The following is a 19487-nucleotide window of genomic DNA, read 5'->3' on the forward strand; positions in this document are numbered from 1 at the left end:
TCATATATTATGATATGCGGGCCTCGGCATTTTTTATGCGTGGTAAACTCGAAACATATAACCTGATATACATTGGCCGATGTGCAATCCGCTTGGCGGGGTCCGGCCTCGGTTGCTTGGCAAATGGAAGTATAAATTTGTGTAAAATTTTACACAAAACAACTGTCATGAAGTACAGGAAATTTATCCACCTTCTTTTCCAATAATTTGAGACGAGATTGGTAGCGTCCACAGTCAAAGGTGGGCGTTATGACAAAAGAAAAATCTGCCCTGGGGGCAACCGGGCTCAAAGCGCTGCTGCTGGCAATCGGCATTTTCGGCCTGTCGCATCCATCGTTCGCCAGCACGGTCCCAGCCGGCGCCGATCGTGTCGATTCGCTGCTGGCGAACGTCGAAACGCCTCCTGTCCTCGGGGGCATTTCGCTGCTGCGGCGGCAGCCCTGGCAGCCGGCCTCGGCCTACAGAATAGGCATGGTTCTCGGCAGCTACGGTCCGGCCACCAGCGGTCAGGAAACCGGCCTTTCGACGGCGCAAGGCAACGCCGGGATCGATCCCATCCAGACGGCGGCGATCATTCCCGGCGTGTTCGGATCGGTTGCGCTGTCCATGCATAATTTTCCGGTTTCCGCGCGTTGGGCACCGGTCTACAAGGCAATCGTCGACTGTTCCGCGGGCACTGCGTGCGACGGCAAGAACAGCATCTTCACCGCGATCGTCAACGCCGCCAAGGACAAGCGGTTTGTCGACAAGCTGTCCTTCATCAACTCAAGCATAAATCACGCGATCGCCTACAAGAAGGACAGCGTGGTTTACGGCAAGCTCGACTACTGGGCCAAACCTTCCGAAATTCTCGAGCGGCGGGCGGGCGACTGCGAGGATTTCGCCATTCTCAAGATGGCGGCGCTGCTGCGTGCCGGCATTCCGGCGCAGAGCATGTCGCTCGTCGTCTTGCAAGATCGCAAGCGCGGTTTCTTTCATGCCGTGCTGTCTGTCAGCACCGGCAGCGGCGTCTTCATTCTGGACAGCCTGAGCAACGTCGTCTCGCGGGACAGCGATCTTCCAGACTACGTGCCATTGTACTCGTTCAGCACCGACCGAGCGTGGATCCACGGCACCAGGCCCGGCGCGGCCCAAGTCGCCGATATCAAGGGCGGACTTGCGACGGTCGCACCTGGCGAGGGCCTGCAGCCATAGCATAGCCAAGCGAAGCACCCGGTTCGGCACGCCTTCGCTCTCATGTCTTCTCCCCAGAACTGGGGTCACTTTCGGGCGATATGCACTAGCCGCCGAAGACGAAGGCCATCAGCAGCTCCGGCTCGAGCACCGGCGCCCGCGCCGCATTCAATTGCCCCCGGTAGCGGCGGTCGCCCGCGCCGATGACGAAACCGGTGGCGACCGGCGTTTCGCCATTGGCGTCGAGCCGCGCGAATATGTCCGCGACATTGAGATCCAGGGCAAGCTTCAGGTCGTGGCGCGCATCTTCGCTTGGCGCGACCGGCAATTGGCGCCTGACCAGCTGCTGGAACGGCGCGTTGAAGGTCAGGATCCTCTTCGACGATGAGAGCGCAAAAGCCGGTGACGGGCAGGCGACCAGAATGGCGTTGATCGTCTTGATCGACGCAAGCCTTCGCAAGGTCTGGTTTTCGTCGGCCAGTCCGCGCATGCAGGCCACCCGGATTGCCGATGTCAGGTTTCCGGTGTGGGCATGGCTGTCGGCGATCTCGTCGATCAGCATGCCGATCGTGCATTTGCGGCTTTCGGCCATCTGCTTCAGCGCGGTCCAGAACGCCCGCTCCAGACGAATGCCGCGTCGCGTGCCGCCACGTGCCACGACCCGGAATTCCAGCCCGAAATCCTCAGTCGCCATGGGCGGCAGCAGCTGCTCGCGATCGGCGGCGGGAGACGTGACGCTATCGTTCACTCATTGCCTCCTCGCGTGCCTTGTTGATCGGCTTCAGCAGATAGGTGAGGATGGTTTTGCGTCCGGTCTTGATATCGACCGAACAGATCATGCCGGGGATGATCGAATAGGTCTTGCCATCTCGCGTCAGCGTCGACCTCTCGGTTGCGACGCGCACCTGGTAGTAGGGCTCGCCCGTCTTCTGGTCGACCAGGCTGTCGGCGGTGATGTTGGAGACCTTGCCCTCGATACCGCCGAAGATCGAGAAATCATAGGCGGTAATCTTGATCAGCGCGTCCTGGTCCGGCCGGATGAAGGCAACATCGCGCGGTGAAACCCGCGCTTCGACCAGCAGCGTCTCGGATGTGGGCACGATGCCGGCCACGACCGCGCCGGGCTGCACGAAGGCGCCGACCGTGTTGATGTCAAGCGTGTTGACGATACCGTCGACAGGCGAGCGGATGTCCGTGCGAGCCACCTTGTCGGTGGCGCCGCGTATGGTCTCATCGACGACCGAAAGATCGGCCAGCGCCTGGGTCAGGTCGCTCAGCGCCTCCTGTTGCAGCTGCAGGCCGAGCTCGTTGACTTGAAGCTGGGCTTCGGTGATGGCCGCCTTGGCTTTCTTGATGGATTCACCGGCGAGGTTCAGCTGCCCATGCAGTTCGGTCTGCTCCCGCTCGACGCGGATCTGCTCGGTCCTGGCCATCAGCCCCTTCTTGACCATGGATTCGACCAGCGCCGTTTCCCGGTCGCTGACTTCGAGATTCTTGGTGAGGCGATCGAGATTGGCGTTGGCTTCGTCCAATTCGTTCAGGCGCTGACCGAGACGCGACTTGAGGACCGACAGCTTGACCTGGAAGTTGTCACGGCGCGCAACGAGCAGTTTCTGCTCGTTGTCGCAGATTTCCGGCGCGACCTTCTGAATTTCGGCCGGACAGGGAAATGGACCGTCGATATTGCCGGTCTGCTCGAATTTCAGCCGTGCAATGCGCGTCCGGAGCGCCCTTGCCTTGGCCTGCTGCTCGCCGAGGCTGGACGTGTTCATCGTGTTGTCGAGGCGGATGATGAGATCGTTCTTCTTGACGATCTGCCCGATCTTCACGGCAATTTCCTGAACGACGCCCGGCTCGCTGGCCTGGATGATCTGGGTCTTGGAAGCCGGTATGACCTTGCCTTCGCCGCGCGCGATTTCGTCGACCTCGGCAAAGGACGCCCAGGCGACGGAAGACACAAACAGTGCCCCTATGATGAACAAGGACGCCGACGCGAAAAGCGGCGGCCGGTCTTCCCTTGCAAGCATGTCCTACAACCCCAACGCATTGAATGCGTTCAATAAGTCTGTTTTTCAGGTGCTTGTTTTCTGCAGCGCCTGTATCACTTGGTCCTTTGGTCCATCGGCAACGATCCTGCCTTGCTCGATGACGATAAGACGGTCGGCCAGTTCGAGCATGCTGAAGCGATGCGTTGAAACGATCAGCGTCGTGTTCCGGTCGAAAGCCACTTTGAGCTGCTTGATCAGCTGCCGCTCGGAAGCCAGGTCCATCGAACCCGACGGCTCGTCCAGGAAGACGATTTTCGGTTTGGTCAGCAACAGACGGGCAATCGCCATCGTCTGCCTCTGGCCGCCCGAGAGATTGGTGCCGCGCTCGCCGACATTCATGTCGTAGCCACGCGGGTGACGGGAGACGAAATCGTCGACGCCGGCAGCCTTTGCCGCTTCGACGATCTGCTCATCGGTCGCCTCCGGACATGCCATCAGGAGGTTTTCCTTGATGGTGCCCGAAAACAGATCGTTGGCCTGCGCGACGATCCCGACCGCGGCGCGAACCTCCGAAGGGTGGTATTGGCGGATGTCGATCCCGTCCAACAGCAGCTCGCCTGATGTCGGCAGGAAGAGCCTGCCGATCAGCCGGCCCATCGTTGTCTTTCCCGAACCTATGCGGCCGATGATGCCGATGCGCTCACCTGGCTTCACCGAGAAATTCAGACCGGTCAGGACCTCGTTCTCGGAGCCCGGATAGACAAAGCCGACATTTCTGAACACCATGGCGCCGTTGCGAATGGGCCGGTTGACGAAACCCACCGTATCCGGGCGATCCTCCGGCTGCGCCATGATCGAGTTCACCATGCGCAGGGAGAGCATGGCCTGGCGAAGCCTGGACAAGGTGATGGCGATCTGGCCGAGTGGAGACACCGCCCGGCTGGCCAGCATCACGGTGCCGATAATGGCTCCGGTGGAGACGTGTCCTTCCGAGAAGGCGTAGGCGCCGGCCACGATCAGGGCGACGGTGACCATCTGCTGGATGGCTTGCGTTATGTTGCCAGCGGCGGCCGAAAGCTGCTTGATCTTCTCGGATGTGTTGGACGCGTTCTTGGAATGCTCTCCCCATTTTCGCAACAGATACGCCTCGGCCCGCAGCGACTTGATCGTCTCCAGCGTGGAGATGGATTCGACCAGCAGGGCCTGCCGTTGCGAGGCCTCGTTCATGGAGGCCGCGACACGCTTGCCGATGCGCTGTTGCGTGATCAGCCCGACGATCACGGAAGCCACAAAGGCCAGCGCCGGTATGATGACCAGCCATCCGCCGATCGCATAGATGACCAGGAGAAAGACGAACACGAAGGCGGTGTCGATAAACACGCTGATGGTGTTGGACGTGAAGAATTCGCGCACGAATTCATACTGCGTCACCCGATTTGCATATTCGCCTGTCGAGCCTGGCCGCGCCGACAGGGACGAGTTCAGCACTTTCTCGAACAGCAAATAGGAAATGCGCAGATCCGCCTTGCGCCCGGCATAGTCGATGAGGGACGCTCTGGCGGTCTTCAGAAGCAGGTCGAACAGGATGACCGCGGCGATGCCGATCGACAGCACCCATAGCGTCGATATCGCCTTGTTCGGCAAGATCCTGTCATAGACGTTCATGGTGAAGATCGGCGAGGCGATGGCCAGCATGTTGATGAAGATTGCCGCCAGGATAACCTTCGAATAGGTGCGCCAGAACGGACCCATCGTTCCCGTCAGCCAATGTCGCCGCTCGATCTTCGGCGCCGAACCGACATTCATCCCTTCGGCAGTGTTGGCATATGTTATCGAGAAGGAAACGCCGCCACTGATGTAGCTGGCGGCCAATTCGGATTTCGTGATGGTTACGCGGCCGTCTTCCTGGGGAGCGGTCGTGAATGCGCCGTCCTCCGTTTCGGCCAGCAGGGCAACCGGCAATTGACTGACGCGAAACACGATGGCGGGGAGGTCGATGCGTCCCCGAAGAAACTCGCGATGGCTGAATTCGGTGATTTCGAGGCCGATGCGCTCGGCAATATGCCGGATGGCTTCGATGTCGATACGCGTGTCCGACAGCGGCACGCCGGCGAACAGCACCGTTTGCGCGCTCGGCCTGCCGAGATACCCGGCAATGGCCGAGAAGCAGGCCTTGAACGCCTCCTTCGGGGAGAGGATGTTGGGTTGCTGATTCACGATCTGCCCTTAGGGACTTTCGATCGGTCCTTACATCCGCTTACTTTTTCCTGACCGGTGCCAGGATATCGAATGGCAGGTCGTTCTTCTGTTCCGACGGCGTGCGCGCATAGGTTTCCGTGTCGGCCGTTTCCGGTGCGCCGAACTCGGTCCGCGCATAGGCCGCGGCCTGTTTTGGCGGGCGGATGTCCATCGTTTTCAGCAACTGCCCGGTGGCCGCGAGAAGCCGGTATTGGGCAAAGAGAGAGGCGTAGGATGCGGTGTCGGCCAGTGTCGCCGTGTTGAAACGCGTATTCTGCGCATCCAGCACATCGAGCAACGAGCGCTGCCCGACCTTGAATTGCTCGCGATAGGACGCGACCAGCTTCTCGTTGGAAGCGGCCTGCAGCTTCAGCGTCTTTGCCAGGTCGGCTTGCCGGAAGCGGCGATCCCACGATGTGCGAACGGCTTCTTCGATTTCCCGCAGCACCTGGTGCTGCGCAAGCCGCTGCTCGCTGGTGCGACGGATCTGCTCCTGCTCATTGGCCTTGTCGATGCCGCCCCGATACAAGTTCCACCGCAGCACCAGGCGTGCCTGCAGATCGGATGTGTCGCCATTGTCACCGTCGATGTCATACCCAGCCCGGGCGACGCCTTCGGCGACGATCGAGGGGCCGTATTTCGCGCGAGCCGCATCCACCAGCGAGGCCGCGGCGGCGATATCGCTGTTGGCCATATGGACGCGCGGATTGCTCTCCCGCGCAAGGCCAATCGCATCGTCCAGCGACCTTGGCAGCGTGCCGGAAACATCGGCCGGCCTCGATGCATTGGTCAACGGCTTCCCGACGGTCTTGAAGAACCGGATCCTCGAGGCCTCCAGCTCCTCCGAGGCTTCCTGCATGCGGGCCTTGGCCGCAAACAGGCGCTCTTCGGCCTGTTGCCGGTCGGCCTCGTTCAAGCCACCGCCAGCAATGCCTTCCTGGATGTCGTGGAGGATTGCTTGGTGAAAGCCCAGGTTCTTCTTTGCCTCTGCCACGATCGAAGCCTGAAGCATGTATTCGAGGTAGTCCTGGACAACCGAGAGTCCGATGAATTCAGACCGCTCCAGCACACGAAACGACGCGCCGTCGACGCGCGAGGCCTGGCGGTTCAATTCGGCCCGCCTTGCGCCGCTGTCATAGAGCGTCTGCGAAACCGTCAGATCGGTTTCCGCCGGATAAAGTGCGTCATCCTCTATCGAGAGCGCGCGTCGGGAGGAATTGTCGAGACGGCGAGCCCCGGCCGACGCTTCCACGTCGACGCTGGGAAGATAGAGGCCCTTGGCCTGACGCAGCTCGAACTCGATTGCTTCGCGATTTTCTATGGCCTGGCCGATTTCAGGATTGGATTCGACCGCAACCGCCATCGCTTCCTTGAGCGTAAGCGCACTCGCACTTGCGCATGTCAGCATCGTAGCCGCCATCAAAAGACCTAGGCGCTTGCCCACAGTCGAGATGCTTCTCGTATTCATCTAACCCGCCCCAACGTTTCCCCTGCGCCCTTGCGGGCGCTGACCCAAGCCTGAGCCTGTCTCAGGCAACTATCCAACAATTTCAAGAAAATATGTGAGTTATTATTAATTTAGGGGAGCCTAAATCACGCACCTGATCCACAAGGTTGGGAAATGTAGCAAAAATGGCACAAAATGGGTTGGCCGCGGCTTCAGCCAAACGCCGCCTGGCGTGGAAAAAGTCCAGACGCAGATACGGCTCAATGCCGGCAGAATCGTATGACGCCTGCATGGCCGGAAGGCAGCCGTGGAAATTGGACGGCGTTCGGCCAAGACCATGCGACCACGGCATCAAGGGCCGATACTGGATTGAGGGCTGCCCGAATGAACTGCCAAGCACGGGCATAGTGGCGCCCTTGCGTTAAGCCTCGCTCAATCTCTGCAATCTATGCTGATGCCAGATTGTCGAGGTCAAAATGAAGCGCAGGCCGATACTACTCTTCGCTTTTCCGGCTTTCATCCTGGTCGTTTTGGCCTGCGAGCGAATAGCGACCATGCTGCTCGGGAGCTATCCCGCAAGCCCCGCAATGTGGAGGATCTGGCTTGAACTGCGCCCCTTGTCGGCGATGTTCTGGCAACAGATCGACCCGTATCTCTATGGTTCGATGGCCCTGGATGCCGTCATCCTGGTTGCCGCGGCACTGGTGTTCTGGAGCGCTTGCCGGGTGAGACCGGCGGCCGCCTTCTTCCTGGCCAACCACGTCGCGCTGCTCTTTGCCGGACTGATGATCGCTTCCAGCAGTCATTCGGAGACGGCGAGCACGGTCGCGGCATTTCCGATGTCCAACGGCCTCCAATTCGCCCTGAAGATCGATTTTACTTGGCAGAACAGCCTGGTGCTCGTTCTGGGCTTCGCGGCCTGCGCGTACTGTCATGTCGCGTTCCTTCGCGAGACGCGACTGCGCGGTGAGTGTCTGGCCCTGCGGCTCATGACTTTGGGACGGGATCTTTAGTCTGGCATGGGGCGTTTCGAAAACGTCCGGACGTCGGCAACTGCATGAGGCTCACTTCAGTCCGGCTTCACCGGAACCCCGATACGCCTCAGTTGATCTTGCGATAATAGACCTTGCCGTCCGGCGTCTCCGTTCGCTGGTAGGCGGGGTTCGGGCCAGGGGGTGCGGCACTCCTGCGCTTGATTGGCCGTGGCGTCTCGACAGCCGCGGGTTCGGCCGCGACATCGCTGTTGTCGGAAGAAGCGTCCGCCACGGTGCTGGTGACGACGACGGGTTCAGCCGCGCCGATGCTGCTGTCGTCGCGCGCCGAGGGTGGGTTTTGTGCCAACCTGGATATGCTGCCGTTGATTTCGTTGAAATTGCCCTGCAGTTGGCTGTCCAGCCGTTCAAATCGGCTTTGAAAACCGTTGTTGACCGTATCGAGCCGGGCAACGATCCGCTGCTCGAACGCACCGAGTTCCTCGAGCCGTCCCTCCACGGTACGCAGGTCGTTGATGCCTCGATAGAGGTAGATGGCGGCGGTTGCGTTCAGCACGGCAAACAGGGTCAATCCAACGCCGACGACGACGGCCAGCCGCGACCGGCTCGCATCCTTGCCGAGCAGTTGCGGTTCAATCGGCTCGGCCGAGACAGTCGGTACATGCGGGTCGCTGATCGTCGTCATTGAACCACCACCTTGGTGCCAACTGGCACGCGCTTGAAAAGATCGATCACATCCGTGTTGGTAAGGCGAAAGCAGCCCGACGTGCCATCGAATCCCACGCCTGAGGGATCGTTGGTGCCATGGATGCGATAGAGCGTGTCGTGTCCGTCCCGCAGCAGATACAGCGCCCGCGCGCCCAAGGGGTTATAGGGACCCGAAGGCACCAACTCCGGCAGTTCCGGTTGGCGGGCGCGCATTTCCCGGGGCGGGCGCCACTGCGGCCATTCCGTCTTGGCGCCGACCTTCACCACCCCGGTCCAGCCAAATCCGTCACGCCCGACGCTGATCTGGTAGCGCAATGCCTGGCCCTGGCGGGTCACCAGGTAAAGTGCCTTCTCGCTCTTGCGGATGATGATCGTTCCCGGCTGCTCGGTGGTCGCAAAGGCAACCGCCTTGCGCAGGCTGGGGCCCATCGCCGGCAGCGGCGGCCGATCCGAGAGCCCCGACCGCGCCTCGGCGAAGCCCTGGGCGGACATCGCCAGCACCAGGCCGAGCAGGCAGGTGCCGGCCAGCCTGGAGACGAGGCCATCTCTACCGGGCAGCGTCATCGAGCCGCTCTTTGAACATCTTCTTCAGATCCTTGTTGAAGCGCGCCCTGCCGTCCACTTCGGAGGGTAGGATCGCCCGGTTCAAGGCATCGGTCAGAAGGGCGTTGTCCAGCGCGACCGATTTGATGTGCGGCGCCTTGAATATCTTCTCGAGCTCGCTGCGCGAAAAATGGTTCCCGAACCATTTGCGCTTGTGCTTGTTGGCGACCAGCGTGATGCTGACCGCATTGCCGCGCAGTTCGCGGATCTTCTTGTAGAGCCGCTTGCCTTGCCGCAGCGAAGCGACGTTGAGTTCGAAGACGATGAAGATCTCGTCGCTGGTCGACAGCACCGAATTGTGCCAGGGCGTTTCGATATTGGGCAGGTCGATGACGATGTCGTCGAAGCGGTAGGCGACGAGGTCCAGAAGCCGGAAGACGAAATCGCTGCCGTGCGGCTCGAAGGGCAGTTGCGGCCTCTCGAACGCATAGAGGGTGAGACCGGACGGGCGCGTGAGCTTGATGACATCCATCAGCTCGACATCGAGCCTTTCCGGCTGATTGATAATGCCCGCAAGGTCGAACTGGTTGAACAGATTGAGATAGGCGCCGCAATTGGCGCTCTGGAAGTCGAGATCGACCAGGCAGGTCGAGGCCGCGCGCTCGGCCGATTTCGAGGCCAGGAATTCGGCCGCCGACAAAGCGAGCGTCGTGGCACCGGCGCCACCGCTGGCGCTGATGAAGGTGATGATCCGGCTTTTCGTGCCCTGGTTGCCGGTATCGTGGAAGGTCACCGCATTGAGCAGTTCCTTGCCGTCTAGCGGCTTGTGCAGCCAGTCCGAGGCGTTCATGCGCACCAGCACGCGCGTCTGTTCCGACGTCAGCTCATCGGAAACCCGCGATCAGCGGCACCGTCGTCCACAGCGCGCGCGCCTCGACGATGCCGGCCTTGCCCAGCAACTCTCCACCGCCGAGATCGAGGATGACGATGCCGGGACGCGTATCGGCCGGCGGACCTTTGAGAAAATCGTCCGTCTCGGAAACCCTGACGTCATAGATCGCCAGCGCATCGAGCCGCGTCGCCACGTCGCGCTTGAAATTCGGATCCGACGAAAACAGCGCCACCTGCTTGCGCTTGGTCGGTGTAACCTTGGTGTTGATGGCATTCATGGCCAGGTGCTCTTGATGTCTTCGCCCGTAACCGTGCTCAGCATGGAGGGCATGTTGATGTTGCCGAAACCCATCAGTCCCTGGAGGAAGAAGAACTGGAAGGTTCTGTTCTGCAGGCTGACGGTGATTGTCGGCACCGGACCGCTTAACCGGGTCTGATAGCCAAGGCCGGTGGCCGAGTAAGTGACGACGACGTTGCTGCGCAGCAAGCCCGGGAAGAAGTGACACATGCCCGGCCGCTGGTTTGTGGCCAGATTGGGACAGGCGTCATCATTGGTGTTTAGGGTGTCGCCACGAAAGATGCGACTGAAATTGGCGGCGCTGAAGCCGCCGCCGTTGCTGCAGCCGCCCGTGCCGGCGGTGTAGGTGCAGACGAAGGGACCATAGGCGCCGGCGACAATCGGGGCGCCGGGAGACGAGATCGGACCCGCGGTCGCGAGGTTGGTTGCCACCGCATCCGATATCGCCGCCAGCCGGGCGCCGACCTGCACCGCCTTGGTGGCCGCGTTCCACTGGTAGAACGCATAGCCGAAATCGACGAAGCCCAGGACAAGCGAGAACAGCAGCGTCGATACGATGGTCATTTCCACCATCGCCGCGCCGTCTTCTGATTTTGCGAAACGCTGGATCATGGTCAGAACCGGATCAACCGCTCGTCGTGGGAGCCCTGAAGCGTGATCGGCCCGATGCCGATGAACGCAAGCATCCCGACACCGGTGTACGGGTAGGTACCGGATGCGCGCACGGTGCAGACTTGTGCCGTGGTGGAGCGATATTGGGTAACGCCGCCCACCACGGTATCCTGGCAGGAGTTGTTGGTGGTCACGGTGACATTAGATGTCTGCCAGCCGCTGACGCGCGGAGTGTCGGTCACGACGCCGTTGACAACGGTTACAGATGGCTTGCCGTAGACGGCGATGTTGGCGGCAATGGTGGTACAGTTGATCGCCGCCAGCCCGGAGTCGGTATACAACTGACTGTTGCAGCGCGCGGCATAGCGAGCGGCGTCTGTAAGCCCGGCCTCCATCAGCAGCTTGTCATGGATCAGGTTGCCGAACTCGAACACTCCCGCCGACAAGACCAGCATCAGCGGCGTGATCAGTGTCATCTCGACAATCACCGCGCCGCGTTGATCGCGACGAAATCGACTGAGATATCGGGACAGCATCTTGAACATCGCGGTCACCGATAGAGCTGCGCTTCGTCGCGCAGATAGTTGTCGAGCGTACCGTTGCCGCCTTTGCCGGTGATGTCGACCAACTCGACGTAGATATTCTTCCCGTCCTTGATAGGCTCGGTGATGAAGAAGCTACCGAACCTCCTCACGGGAATCCCCGTCTGGCGGCCGCTGAAATTCGTGCCCGAAGCCTGAAGCGCATTGCAGTCGAGGATTGCGCCGTACAGCAACCGGCGGTCTGGGATCGAGATCGGGGTGCCTGCCGCCGCAGGCGGGACACCCGTTTCGCCACCGACTGCGGCGTCCTGAGAGATATTGTTGTCGATCTCGTAGCGATAGACCTCATAACGTGTCGGGAGATTGGCGCCGGTTCCGGATAGAGCCGATGGCACGGCACGTGTGGGATGATTGGCGGCCCAGTAGCGCGCGAAATTCCAGTTACCGTCGCCCATGCGGCCGCCCATCAAGGTGCAGTTGCCGGCGATCTGGCACGAGTCACGCTCAAGCCCGACACCCTTTGTCGGGTCTGTTTCGTAGTCGACCTTGTTGCTCTTGACGAACTGGCTGCCGTTCTTGGCACCCTTGCGCACATTGACTCCAGGTCCGTCCGAATAGTTTGACGAATCGATGCCGAAGCGCGAGTTGATGCCATTCTCTACAGGCCCGGCATTCTGTCCAGGCTCGGTATTGACGCCGTCGCGCGAATAACAATTCTGCGGCTTGGAGTCGGCGAGCATCTTTTCGAGCTGATTGGCGCCATTGCCAAATGGTGAAGCCAGGAAAGCGAAGTTGCCGGGAAAGTAAGATCCGTCGCCGCGCAGCACGATCTGACGGCGACGGTATTGCCTGGATTGTGCCGCCTGTTCGAGCGTGACGCCGCCGGTGATGGATGTGTCCTCATACGGATTGCACATGAAAACGGGCGTGTAATCGCAGACGCCCGACGTGAACCCGGCAGTCGCCCGGGCTGCAACGTTGAAACCGTTACTGGCCGAATTGCCCGTCAGAAACGACGCCGGGAATATTGCGGCGAAACCGGTCGGCGCCACCTTCACTTCAATGAAAGCAGTTTCATCTTCGCCGATGGATTGCGTTGCATTGGCATAATTTGCGCTGGTGACCGGGGCTCCGTCTGTTGCGGGTAAGCTCTTGAGGAAACACCACGAAATGTTGCCGGCGCTGTTGCACTGTGCGGTGCCGCCCGGTTGCCCGGACGTCAAAGTGAACCGACCATTGGCGCCAACGGTCGAGAATGCGGCCTGGTTGGCAACCAATGTCGCCATGGCGCGTTCGGCCCTAGCCCATGAGCCGGGCAAGCCATCGAGCTCGGCGGCTCCGGCCAACGCAAAGGCATCGGCGCCCTTCTGCAGGTCGTTATGCAAATTGTTGACCCGGCTCATGTCGATCGCCAACAGCGAAAAGCCGATGATCGCCGGCAGCGTAACGCTGACGAGGAGCAGCGCTATTCCCCTCTGATCGTGCCAGAACGCGCGAATGGTTCGCAGCATGGCTCTTACTCTTTGCTCCCCTGACGCCAGGTTTCCTCGTATGGCCTGGCGCGCTGAAACCGCATCCTTCCGTTTCAGTTTACGGCGTCGTCGTCGTCACACCCGACCCCGCCCCGCCGACATTGACCGTGATGGCAGGCGGTGGCGGCGGTGGTGGTGGAAATTTGTAGTTGTTGGCAACAGCGGCTGCGCGCGCACCATCGCCTCCTATGTGTGTATTCCTGGAGGCCGGGTTGAACGGATCGACCGTCTGCAGAAGCGAATTGTACTTCTGCGAGTCGCCCGCGGCCAAGGTCACTGAATCGTAGTGATTCAAATAGTCCGCCGCACAGCCCGTCAGCAGACCGGCGCTCAGGACGAGGATCAAGGCGCTATTTTTTGACATAGAGCATCTTGTCCTTCGATTTGAAGTTGAGCATGTGGCCATAGGGGCCGGTGACGCCGTCGCCCGTTTCATATTTCCGGATCATGTCCTTGTTCACTTCGAGCTGACCGAGCACGAAGAATTCCGGGTCGTTGGCGGGCCGCGTCTTGTCGAAAGGCGTTGCCAGCTGTTCGCCGGGCTTCACCGGCCGCACGATGTGCGGCGTGACGATGACGACCAGTTCCGTCTCTTCCTTCTGGTTGCTCGAATTGCGGAACAGCGTTCCGATCACCGGCACCTGACCGAGCCATGGCACCTGGTTCTGCAGCTTGGTGGTCCTGCTGGACAAAAGCCCGCCGACCGCGAAGCTCTGGCCGTCGCGCAATTCGACGACGGTGGACAGTTTGCGGTTGGTGAAAATCGGGTCGCCGGCGGTGGTGAAGCCGTTCAGGTCGCTGACTTCCGGCGCCAGGTTCATGTGGATCTTGCCGTCGTCGAGCACGACCGGCGTGAACAGAAGATTGACGCCGAATTGCTTGTAGACGATGCTGATCTCGCCGTTCTTGTCGAGAGTTCGGATAGGAACTTCGCCACCGGCGTTGAAGCTTGCTTGCTCGCCGGAGAGCGTGGTGAGATTGGGATTGGCAAGCGTGCGCACCGCGCCCTTGGCCTCAAGCGCCTCGATGTACAGATCGACCTTGATGTTGCTGTCGATGACGCGGGTGAGCAGCGCTCCGAAGGGAGTAGAGGTGGACAGGAGGTCGCTGAGAAAACCGCCGGTGCCCAGCACCACATTGTCCTTGTCGACGGCGGTAATACCGGTTCCGACTTGAGTCGTACCCCGGCTGTTTGTGCTCCTGATCGACACGCCCAGGTCGCGGCCAGCATTGCGCTTGGCCTCCAGCACGCGCACTTCCAGATTGACCTGCTGGCTGTCGTCGACGATCACGGAGTTGATGATGGCGTCGGGACCATATTGCTGCGCAACCGCCATGATCGCCGCCAGCGTGGCGCCGTCCTTGACATGACCGCCAAGCCTGACCCTGCCGTTGACCGAGGCGACTTCGATGCGCGACCTCGGCGCCACCTGGCGGATCGCCTGCGCCATGTCGCTGACGTCGACGCCGACCTCGATCTGGATGACGCCGAGTGAACGCTTATCCGTTGAAAACAGATTGACCGTGGTGGTGCCGGCCCCCTTGCCGATGACATAGAGCGTGCGGTCGGTCATCGGCTGCGCGTCGGCGATTTTTTCGTCACCGACGACGATATCGCCAAGTGTGGCGTTCACCGCGATCGTCACCGACTGCGACATCGGCAGGAAAACACGATGGACGCTGGGATTCGACACATCAATGAAGCGGTCTGCGGCCTCGGCCACGAGACTCCACGTCGGCAGCGTCGCGAAACAGGACAGCGCGACCGCCGCCATCCTTACCCAAAACCCCTGCATCCCCGTCTCCCCGATTGCTGCCTATGGCAACCCCATTTTATTAGCTGCAGCTTATCACGGTTGTCGCGGCACGTCATATGTCTCGAGCTTCACACCCCGGAAAACACCCACGGTGGCACGAGAGGGCGGCTCAGGTGTGACATATTTGACAACTTCCCGGGCTTCCGGCGCGGAGGCCACGGCCGGAGTCGGCTTGACCTTGCCCAACTCGTCGAGCTTGCTGCCCACCCGGTCCACGGCCTGTGCCAATCCTGCAATCTTGTCGTCGGCGCGCTTCTGTGCATCTTCCGCGCGCTGACGTTCGGCTGCCGCAGCAGCGTCGGCCGCTGCCTGCCTGGCCAGTTCGGCTTGCTTTTTGGCGACGTCGGCCGGCATTTCGCCGGTCAGGTCGGAAAGCGTCACCCGCTCGGTCGTTTCGCCCTTGCTGGCGGCGGCCTGGCGAAGCGCAAGCGACAATTGGCCGGCGCCTGCCGCGAGCGTCAGCTTCTGCGCGTCCTTGGTGCTGGCCTCGAGCGTGACCGATTTGACGACGGTCGGGCTGTCCTTGCTTTCGTCGGCCACCTGGTCGACGGCGAGCACCTTCATGCCCTGCAGCAGCACGTCGACAAAACTCTGGTCCGTGCCGTCACTGTCACGCACGGTGCGCGTCAGCAGCACATCGACCCGGTCTCCCGGGAAGACGAAGCCGGCGACACCAAGCACGTCGTTGACGCGGATGGAAACTGCCTTCATGCCTTCGGCAAGCACCGCCGAAAGCGTGGCGCGCTGGCCCGGGCCGGTTATCTTGGTGGCAAGGACCGGTTCGTTGACACCGATCGACTGCAACGCCTGCTTGGAGCCGCCGCCAGCCGGAAGGTCCTTGGTGAGAAGTTCCTCTGCCGTCCTGAATGCGCCGGCCGGAACCGCGCCTGCAGGCCACGCGACTTCACGCAATTTGTCGGCGGACAGGGTGTCGCCGAACTTCAGCGCAACAGCCGCTACCACGACAGTATCGCGCTGGATATCGTTCGTCTGCGCCAGCGCGCTGCGCTGATTGGCCAGCCAGATATTGGCGAGCACCACTGCAAGCACGCCGAACACGCCGGCGAGGAGGATCATGATGACGGTATTTGCGCGCATAACCCCAACCCACTCAATCGACTACGTGCCCCCCAAGGGTCGCCTGTCTCTGGTTGAAAAGAGGCAGGCCCAAGCATTTTGCGCCCAGGCCTGCCAGAGATCGCTAGGCAGCTCCAGCAAGTGCCGTGTTAAGCGTGGTCCACTGGGTGCCAACCCATCCGCCGACCGTGATCACGGTGCCGATCACGGCTACCGTGATGATGCCGAGCAAGATTGTATATTCGACCATGGCAGCGCCGTTGTCATCGTCGCGGAACTGCCGAGTCATAGTCATGAACTTCTTCACGCCGATTTCTCCTTTGGAGGTTGAGCCAGACGAGACGAACTGAGGATGAAATTCACACTCAAGCATCACCCGTCACTCTCAAGTCGACAGCCAACACGCTAAACAAAACAGCGAGAACGATTACTATGCCGATATTGCCAGTATGCTGCCTGCCAACCGACTACGGTTACACCCGGAGGCCGATCGACCTTCTGGTGAGAGCGGCTGGCCCAGGCCTTTCGGCTTGGGCCGGCCAGAAAATTACGCCCCCGGAAGTGTGCCAGCGAGCGTGGTCCATCTGCCGCCGACCCAGGTGCCGACCGTAATCACGGTGCCGATGACCGCTACCGTGATGATACCGAGCAAGATCGTATATTCGACCATGGCAGCGCCGTTTTCGTCGTCGCGGAACTGCCGGGTCATCGTCATGAGCTTCTTCATGTCAATTTCTCCCTTTTGGAGGTTTGAACCCGACGAGACAGAGCCAAGGATGAACCCCATACCCAAGCATCCCCCGTCATCTCGATCCTAGGTCTCGAAAAATTGCGGAGTCAAACGGGATTAACGGTTCCTTAACTTCCCAATACATGAACCTTCGAGTTGAGAGCGGCCTTAAATTTCAGCAACACATTGATTTGTCTAATTTTTCAAGCGCTCTTAACCATTCGTTCACAATTATGTCTCCGTGCTAATTGAGCTATCCCTATTTTAGCAACATGGCATATTCCTTTATATCTAAGGGGTTATAGCCAATTATGGGATGGCGATCGGTGTTTGAGCTGGCAAGGGACTCGGCGCTACGAGGCTTGGTGCTTCACTTATGACTGACGGCGTGGAGACCGGATACAAAAACGATATTTTCTAGCGCCGCTTCTTAACTATGTTGAAAGTATTGCCTGGGCGTGAGCCGTCCTGGCGCTTGTGCGGCGGTTGGTTAACGTTTAGTTTCCGCTAATATGCGCTGGAGGGGTATAAGGGGTTATGCTGGGGCGGTTCATCAAGGGTGGCGAGACGCGGATCGAGCCAAAGCTGGAGTCGACGGCGGTTCTCCAAGTTGCCAGCGGCGCCTCGCCTGTCGCGGATCTCGAACCGCATGGCGACGAGTTCCTGGCGCTGAAAGTCGATCTGCATCGACATCTGATTGACCGGTTCAACCTCGCGTCACTCGAAACTGCGTCGAAGGATGAGATCCTGAACGAAATCCGCCCCATCGTGCGCGAGTTCGTGCGCGGTCGCACCGTTCCGCTGAACGCGCGCGAACTCGATCAACTGACCAGCGACACGGCCGACGAAATGCTTGGCCTGGGGCCGATCGAGCCATTGTTGAAAGACGATTCGATTGCCGACATTCTGATCAACACCCACAAGCGTGTCTTCATCGAGCGATATGGCGTGATCGAGGAAACCGCGATTCGCTTCCGCGACGAGGCGCATCTGTTGCGCGTCATCAACAAGATCGTCTCGGCGATCGGCCGGCGTGTCGACGAATCAGCACCGATGGTCGATGCCCGGCTGGCAGACGGCTCACGCGTTAACATCGCCGTGCGGCCGATCTCGGTGGACGGCCCGCTGGTCTCCATCCGTAAATTTTCCAAGAACCCTTATTCTCTAGAGCGTCTGATGGCGTTCAACTCGATCCGACAGCCGATGGTCGATCTGCTGCGCATCGCGGTACAGTCGCGCAAATCGATCCTGGTTTCCGGCGGCACCGGCAGCGGCAAGACCACCTTGCTCAATGCGCTGTCGAGCTACATCCCGTCGAGGGAACGCCTGATCACCATCGAGGATGCGGCGGAGCTACAACTGCAGCAACCGCATGTCGGACGGCTGGAGACGCGCCCGCCCAATGTCGAGGGCAAAGGCGAGGTCCGCCAGCGCGAGCTGCTCAAGAACGCACTGCGCATGCGACCGGACCGCATCATCGTCGGCGAGGTGCGCGGCGAGGAGGCCTTCGACATGCTGCAGGCGATGAACACCGGCCATGAAGGCTCGATGACTACCATCCACGCCAACACGCCGCGCGATGCGATCTCACGGCTGGAGCAGATGGTCGGCATGGCCGGCATGCCGATGACCAATGATTCCATCCGTGCGCAAATCGCCTCGGCCATCGATATCATCGTGCAGACACAACGGCTCTCCGACGGCGGCAGGCGCGTCACTTCCATATCGGAACTGACCGGCATGGAAGGCAACGTTGTCCAGCTTCAGGAAATCTATCACTTCGTTCGCCGCGATGTCCGCGCCGATGGTGCGATTGTCGGTGAATTTCGCGCTACCGGTGTACGGCCGCGTTTTGCCACCGAAGCCGCGGCGATGGGGTATCATTTCGCAAAAGATGCGTTCAATCCGCAGGTTCCACTCTGATGCCGACCGGTCAGACCCTCCTCTACTTCATCTATGTGCTGGCGGCGGCGTCGGTCATTCTCGCCGCCGAGTCCTTTTTTCTCTCAATCGCCGGGCGCCGAGCGCGGGCAAGCATCATAAATCGACGCTTGCAGCGCCTGGGAGAAGAAAAGCCGGCCGAGCAGAGTTTGCAGGGGCTCCTGCAGGAACGCGGGCTGACGGCGTCGGGGGACTTCATTTTCGGCGCAATCGCGCTCAACCGCCTCTATACGCAATCCGGCATCACCGGCAATCCACTGGCCTTCCTGGCAGTTTTCCTGCTCGCCGGCCTCGTATTGGCGCTCCTTTTTGCGTTGCTACTGCACTTTTCCGTCATTGTCGCCGTCATCGTCTTCTTGATTGTCGGATTTGTTCTCCCGATTCTCGTTTTGCGAAGAGCACGGACCAAGCGCATCAATAAATTTGCGCTCCAGCTTCCCGATGCACTCGATATGATCGTACGTTCTCTGCGCGCCGGCCACCCCACCACCGTCGCGATCGGGCTCGTCGCGCGTGAAATGCCCGATCCTCTCGGCACGGAATTCGGCATCGTTTCCGACGAAATCAGCTTTGGCCTCAGTCTGGAGCAGGCTGTCCGAAAATTGTCGGAGCGGGTCGGTTTCGAAGGCCTGCATCTGCTGTCGGTGTCGCTCTCCATCCAGGCCAAGACCGGCGGCAATCTCACCGAGATACTTTCGAACCTTTCGACAGTATTGCGTGAGCGGCGGAAATTGCGCCTGAAGATCAGGGCGCTTTCTGCCGAAGGTCGCATGTCGGCGTGGCTAATCTCGCTATTTCCTCTTCTGATGCTTGGCGTGTTGTCGATCGTCGCTCCGAGCTTTTACGGTGACGTCTGGGGCAGTCCGATCATCATGCCGGTGTTTGTGATATTTGGATCGTGGGCATTATTGGGTGACTTCATAATGTACAGAATGGTCAACTTCGATTTCTAGTGGTG

The 19487-nt window shown here is 60.3% G+C and carries 20 protein-coding genes; 4 read left to right on the forward strand and 16 right to left on the reverse strand.

The window, feature by feature from the left end; all coding sequences use genetic code 11:
* The first annotated feature begins 249 nt into the window (after positions 1 to 249).
* A complete protein-coding gene (locus ACVILI_RS09585; protein WP_038644568.1) occupies positions 250 to 1194 on the forward strand; it encodes a transglutaminase-like cysteine peptidase in 945 nt (314 codons plus the stop codon).
* Between the two features lie 85 nt (positions 1195 to 1279).
* Here the strand turns inward: ACVILI_RS09585 and ACVILI_RS09590 are convergent, their stop codons facing one another.
* The 4 genes from ACVILI_RS09590 to ACVILI_RS09605 are packed head-to-tail and all read right to left on the reverse strand — an operon-like array spanning position 1280 to position 6867.
* Positions 1280 to 1921 carry a ribbon-helix-helix domain-containing protein gene (locus ACVILI_RS09590; RefSeq protein WP_019860381.1) on the reverse strand — a complete coding sequence of 214 codons (642 nt, stop codon included), beginning with the start codon at positions 1919 to 1921 and terminating at the stop codon, positions 1280 to 1282.
* Positions 1911 to 3200, reverse strand: a complete 1290-nt coding sequence (locus ACVILI_RS09595; protein WP_038644570.1) for an HlyD family type I secretion periplasmic adaptor subunit — start codon at positions 3198 to 3200, stop codon at positions 1911 to 1913. The genes ACVILI_RS09590 and ACVILI_RS09595 overlap by 11 nt, the downstream gene beginning before the upstream one ends.
* A 45-nt stretch (positions 3201 to 3245) precedes the next feature.
* On the reverse strand, positions 3246 to 5378 hold the full coding sequence (locus ACVILI_RS09600; protein ID WP_019860379.1) for a type I secretion system permease/ATPase: 2133 nt from the start codon (positions 5376 to 5378) through the stop codon (positions 3246 to 3248).
* 40 nt (positions 5379 to 5418) lie between these two features.
* A complete protein-coding gene (locus ACVILI_RS09605) occupies positions 5419 to 6867 on the reverse strand; it encodes a TolC family protein (protein WP_081295854.1) in 1449 nt (482 codons plus the stop codon).
* Positions 6868 to 7322: 455 nt separating this feature from the next.
* Between ACVILI_RS09605 and ACVILI_RS09610 the strand changes: the two genes are divergently transcribed.
* Positions 7323 to 7859 (forward strand): hypothetical protein, encoded by a 537-nt coding sequence (locus tag ACVILI_RS09610; RefSeq protein ID WP_038644574.1) that lies wholly within the window; start codon positions 7323 to 7325, stop codon positions 7857 to 7859.
* A gap of 88 nt (positions 7860 to 7947) precedes the next feature.
* Here ACVILI_RS09610 and ACVILI_RS09615 read toward each other — a convergent pair whose 3' ends face one another.
* The 12 genes from ACVILI_RS09615 to ACVILI_RS09670 all read right to left on the reverse strand — a co-directional run bounded on the left by ACVILI_RS09615 (position 7948) and on the right by ACVILI_RS09670 (position 16585).
* A complete protein-coding gene (locus ACVILI_RS09615; RefSeq protein ID WP_038644576.1) occupies positions 7948 to 8523 on the reverse strand; it encodes a hypothetical protein in 576 nt (191 codons plus the stop codon).
* Positions 8520 to 9110, reverse strand: a complete 591-nt coding sequence (locus tag ACVILI_RS09620; RefSeq protein ID WP_038644578.1) for a L,D-transpeptidase — start codon at positions 9108 to 9110, stop codon at positions 8520 to 8522. The genes ACVILI_RS09615 and ACVILI_RS09620 overlap by 4 nt, the downstream gene beginning before the upstream one ends.
* Positions 9094 to 9951, reverse strand: a complete 858-nt coding sequence (locus ACVILI_RS09625; protein ID WP_457102418.1) for an AAA family ATPase — start codon at positions 9949 to 9951, stop codon at positions 9094 to 9096. The genes ACVILI_RS09620 and ACVILI_RS09625 overlap by 17 nt, the downstream gene beginning before the upstream one ends.
* 22 nt (positions 9952 to 9973) lie before the next feature.
* Positions 9974 to 10258, reverse strand: coding sequence for a hypothetical protein (locus ACVILI_RS09630; RefSeq protein WP_457102419.1), 285 nt, complete (start codon positions 10256 to 10258; stop codon positions 9974 to 9976).
* The gene (locus tag ACVILI_RS09635) at positions 10255 to 10890 is read right to left on the reverse strand and encodes a TadE/TadG family type IV pilus assembly protein (RefSeq protein WP_240565066.1); all 636 of its coding nucleotides are present in this window, start codon (positions 10888 to 10890) and stop codon (positions 10255 to 10257) included. The genes ACVILI_RS09630 and ACVILI_RS09635 overlap by 4 nt, the downstream gene beginning before the upstream one ends.
* A gap of 2 nt (positions 10891 to 10892) precedes the next feature.
* Complete coding sequence (locus tag ACVILI_RS09640) at positions 10893 to 11435, reverse strand: TadE/TadG family type IV pilus assembly protein (protein ID WP_223217872.1); 543 nt, start codon at positions 11433 to 11435, stop codon at positions 10893 to 10895.
* A gap of 5 nt (positions 11436 to 11440) precedes the next feature.
* Positions 11441 to 12943, reverse strand: coding sequence for a TadE/TadG family type IV pilus assembly protein (locus ACVILI_RS09645; RefSeq protein WP_038644583.1), 1503 nt, complete (start codon positions 12941 to 12943; stop codon positions 11441 to 11443).
* A gap of 79 nt (positions 12944 to 13022) precedes the next feature.
* Positions 13023 to 13328, reverse strand: coding sequence for a hypothetical protein (locus ACVILI_RS09650; protein WP_038644585.1), 306 nt, complete (start codon positions 13326 to 13328; stop codon positions 13023 to 13025).
* Positions 13315 to 14760: a type II and III secretion system protein family protein gene (locus tag ACVILI_RS09655; protein ID WP_038644587.1), complete on the reverse strand. Its 1446-nt coding sequence runs from the start codon at positions 14758 to 14760 to the stop codon at positions 13315 to 13317. Before ACVILI_RS09655 ends, ACVILI_RS09650 begins: the two co-directional genes overlap by 14 nt.
* A 54-nt stretch (positions 14761 to 14814) precedes the next feature.
* Positions 14815 to 15879 (reverse strand): Flp pilus assembly protein CpaB, encoded by a 1065-nt coding sequence (gene cpaB, locus ACVILI_RS09660; protein WP_457102420.1) that lies wholly within the window; start codon positions 15877 to 15879, stop codon positions 14815 to 14817.
* 103 nt (positions 15880 to 15982) lie between these two features.
* Positions 15983 to 16165: a Flp family type IVb pilin gene (locus ACVILI_RS09665; RefSeq protein ID WP_051726902.1), complete on the reverse strand. Its 183-nt coding sequence runs from the start codon at positions 16163 to 16165 to the stop codon at positions 15983 to 15985.
* 240 nt (positions 16166 to 16405) lie between these two features.
* Positions 16406 to 16585 carry a Flp family type IVb pilin gene (locus ACVILI_RS09670; protein WP_038644589.1) on the reverse strand — a complete coding sequence of 60 codons (180 nt, stop codon included), beginning with the start codon at positions 16583 to 16585 and terminating at the stop codon, positions 16406 to 16408.
* 540 nt (positions 16586 to 17125) lie between these two features.
* Between ACVILI_RS09670 and ACVILI_RS09675 the strand changes: the two genes are divergently transcribed.
* Together ACVILI_RS09675 and ACVILI_RS09680 are read left to right on the forward strand one after the other, a co-directional pair.
* On the forward strand, positions 17126 to 18511 hold the full coding sequence (locus ACVILI_RS09675; RefSeq protein WP_038644591.1) for a CpaF family protein: 1386 nt from the start codon (positions 17126 to 17128) through the stop codon (positions 18509 to 18511).
* Positions 18511 to 19482 carry a type II secretion system F family protein gene (locus ACVILI_RS09680; RefSeq protein ID WP_038644592.1) on the forward strand — a complete coding sequence of 324 codons (972 nt, stop codon included), beginning with the start codon at positions 18511 to 18513 and terminating at the stop codon, positions 19480 to 19482. The genes ACVILI_RS09675 and ACVILI_RS09680 overlap by 1 nt, the downstream gene beginning before the upstream one ends.
* Positions 19483 to 19487 lie beyond the last annotated feature (5 nt).

This window comes from Mesorhizobium sp. USDA 4775, assembly GCF_054062655.1.

Excerpts from the sequence above, each read along its gene's own strand:
- ACVILI_RS09585 (WP_038644568.1), top strand. The coding sequence starts at position 250 with ATGACAAAAGAAAAATCTGCCCTGGGGGCAACCGGGCTCAAAGCGCTG.
- ACVILI_RS09595 (WP_038644570.1), bottom strand. The coding sequence starts at position 3,200 with ATGCTTGCAAGGGAAGACCGGCCGCCGCTTTTCGCGTCGGCGTCCTTG.
- ACVILI_RS09605 (WP_081295854.1), bottom strand. The coding sequence starts at position 6,867 with ATGAATACGAGAAGCATCTCGACTGTGGGCAAGCGCCTAGGTCTTTTG.
- ACVILI_RS09610 (WP_038644574.1), top strand. The coding sequence starts at position 7,323 with ATGAAGCGCAGGCCGATACTACTCTTCGCTTTTCCGGCTTTCATCCTG.
- ACVILI_RS09615 (WP_038644576.1), bottom strand. The coding sequence starts at position 8,523 with ATGACGACGATCAGCGACCCGCATGTACCGACTGTCTCGGCCGAGCCG.
- ACVILI_RS09620 (WP_038644578.1), bottom strand. The coding sequence starts at position 9,110 with ATGACGCTGCCCGGTAGAGATGGCCTCGTCTCCAGGCTGGCCGGCACC.
- ACVILI_RS09630 (WP_457102419.1), bottom strand. The coding sequence starts at position 10,258 with ATGAATGCCATCAACACCAAGGTTACACCGACCAAGCGCAAGCAGGTG.
- ACVILI_RS09635 (WP_240565066.1), bottom strand. The coding sequence starts at position 10,890 with ATGATCCAGCGTTTCGCAAAATCAGAAGACGGCGCGGCGATGGTGGAA.
- ACVILI_RS09640 (WP_223217872.1), bottom strand. The coding sequence starts at position 11,435 with ATGTTCAAGATGCTGTCCCGATATCTCAGTCGATTTCGTCGCGATCAA.
- ACVILI_RS09645 (WP_038644583.1), bottom strand. The coding sequence starts at position 12,943 with ATGCTGCGAACCATTCGCGCGTTCTGGCACGATCAGAGGGGAATAGCG.
- ACVILI_RS09650 (WP_038644585.1), bottom strand. The coding sequence starts at position 13,328 with ATGTCAAAAAATAGCGCCTTGATCCTCGTCCTGAGCGCCGGTCTGCTG.
- ACVILI_RS09655 (WP_038644587.1), bottom strand. The coding sequence starts at position 14,760 with ATGCAGGGGTTTTGGGTAAGGATGGCGGCGGTCGCGCTGTCCTGTTTC.
- cpaB (WP_457102420.1), bottom strand. The coding sequence starts at position 15,879 with ATGCGCGCAAATACCGTCATCATGATCCTCCTCGCCGGCGTGTTCGGC.
- ACVILI_RS09670 (WP_038644589.1), bottom strand. The coding sequence starts at position 16,585 with ATGAAGAAGCTCATGACGATGACCCGGCAGTTCCGCGACGACGAAAAC.
- ACVILI_RS09675 (WP_038644591.1), top strand. The coding sequence starts at position 17,126 with ATGCTGGGGCGGTTCATCAAGGGTGGCGAGACGCGGATCGAGCCAAAG.
- ACVILI_RS09680 (WP_038644592.1), top strand. The coding sequence starts at position 18,511 with ATGCCGACCGGTCAGACCCTCCTCTACTTCATCTATGTGCTGGCGGCG.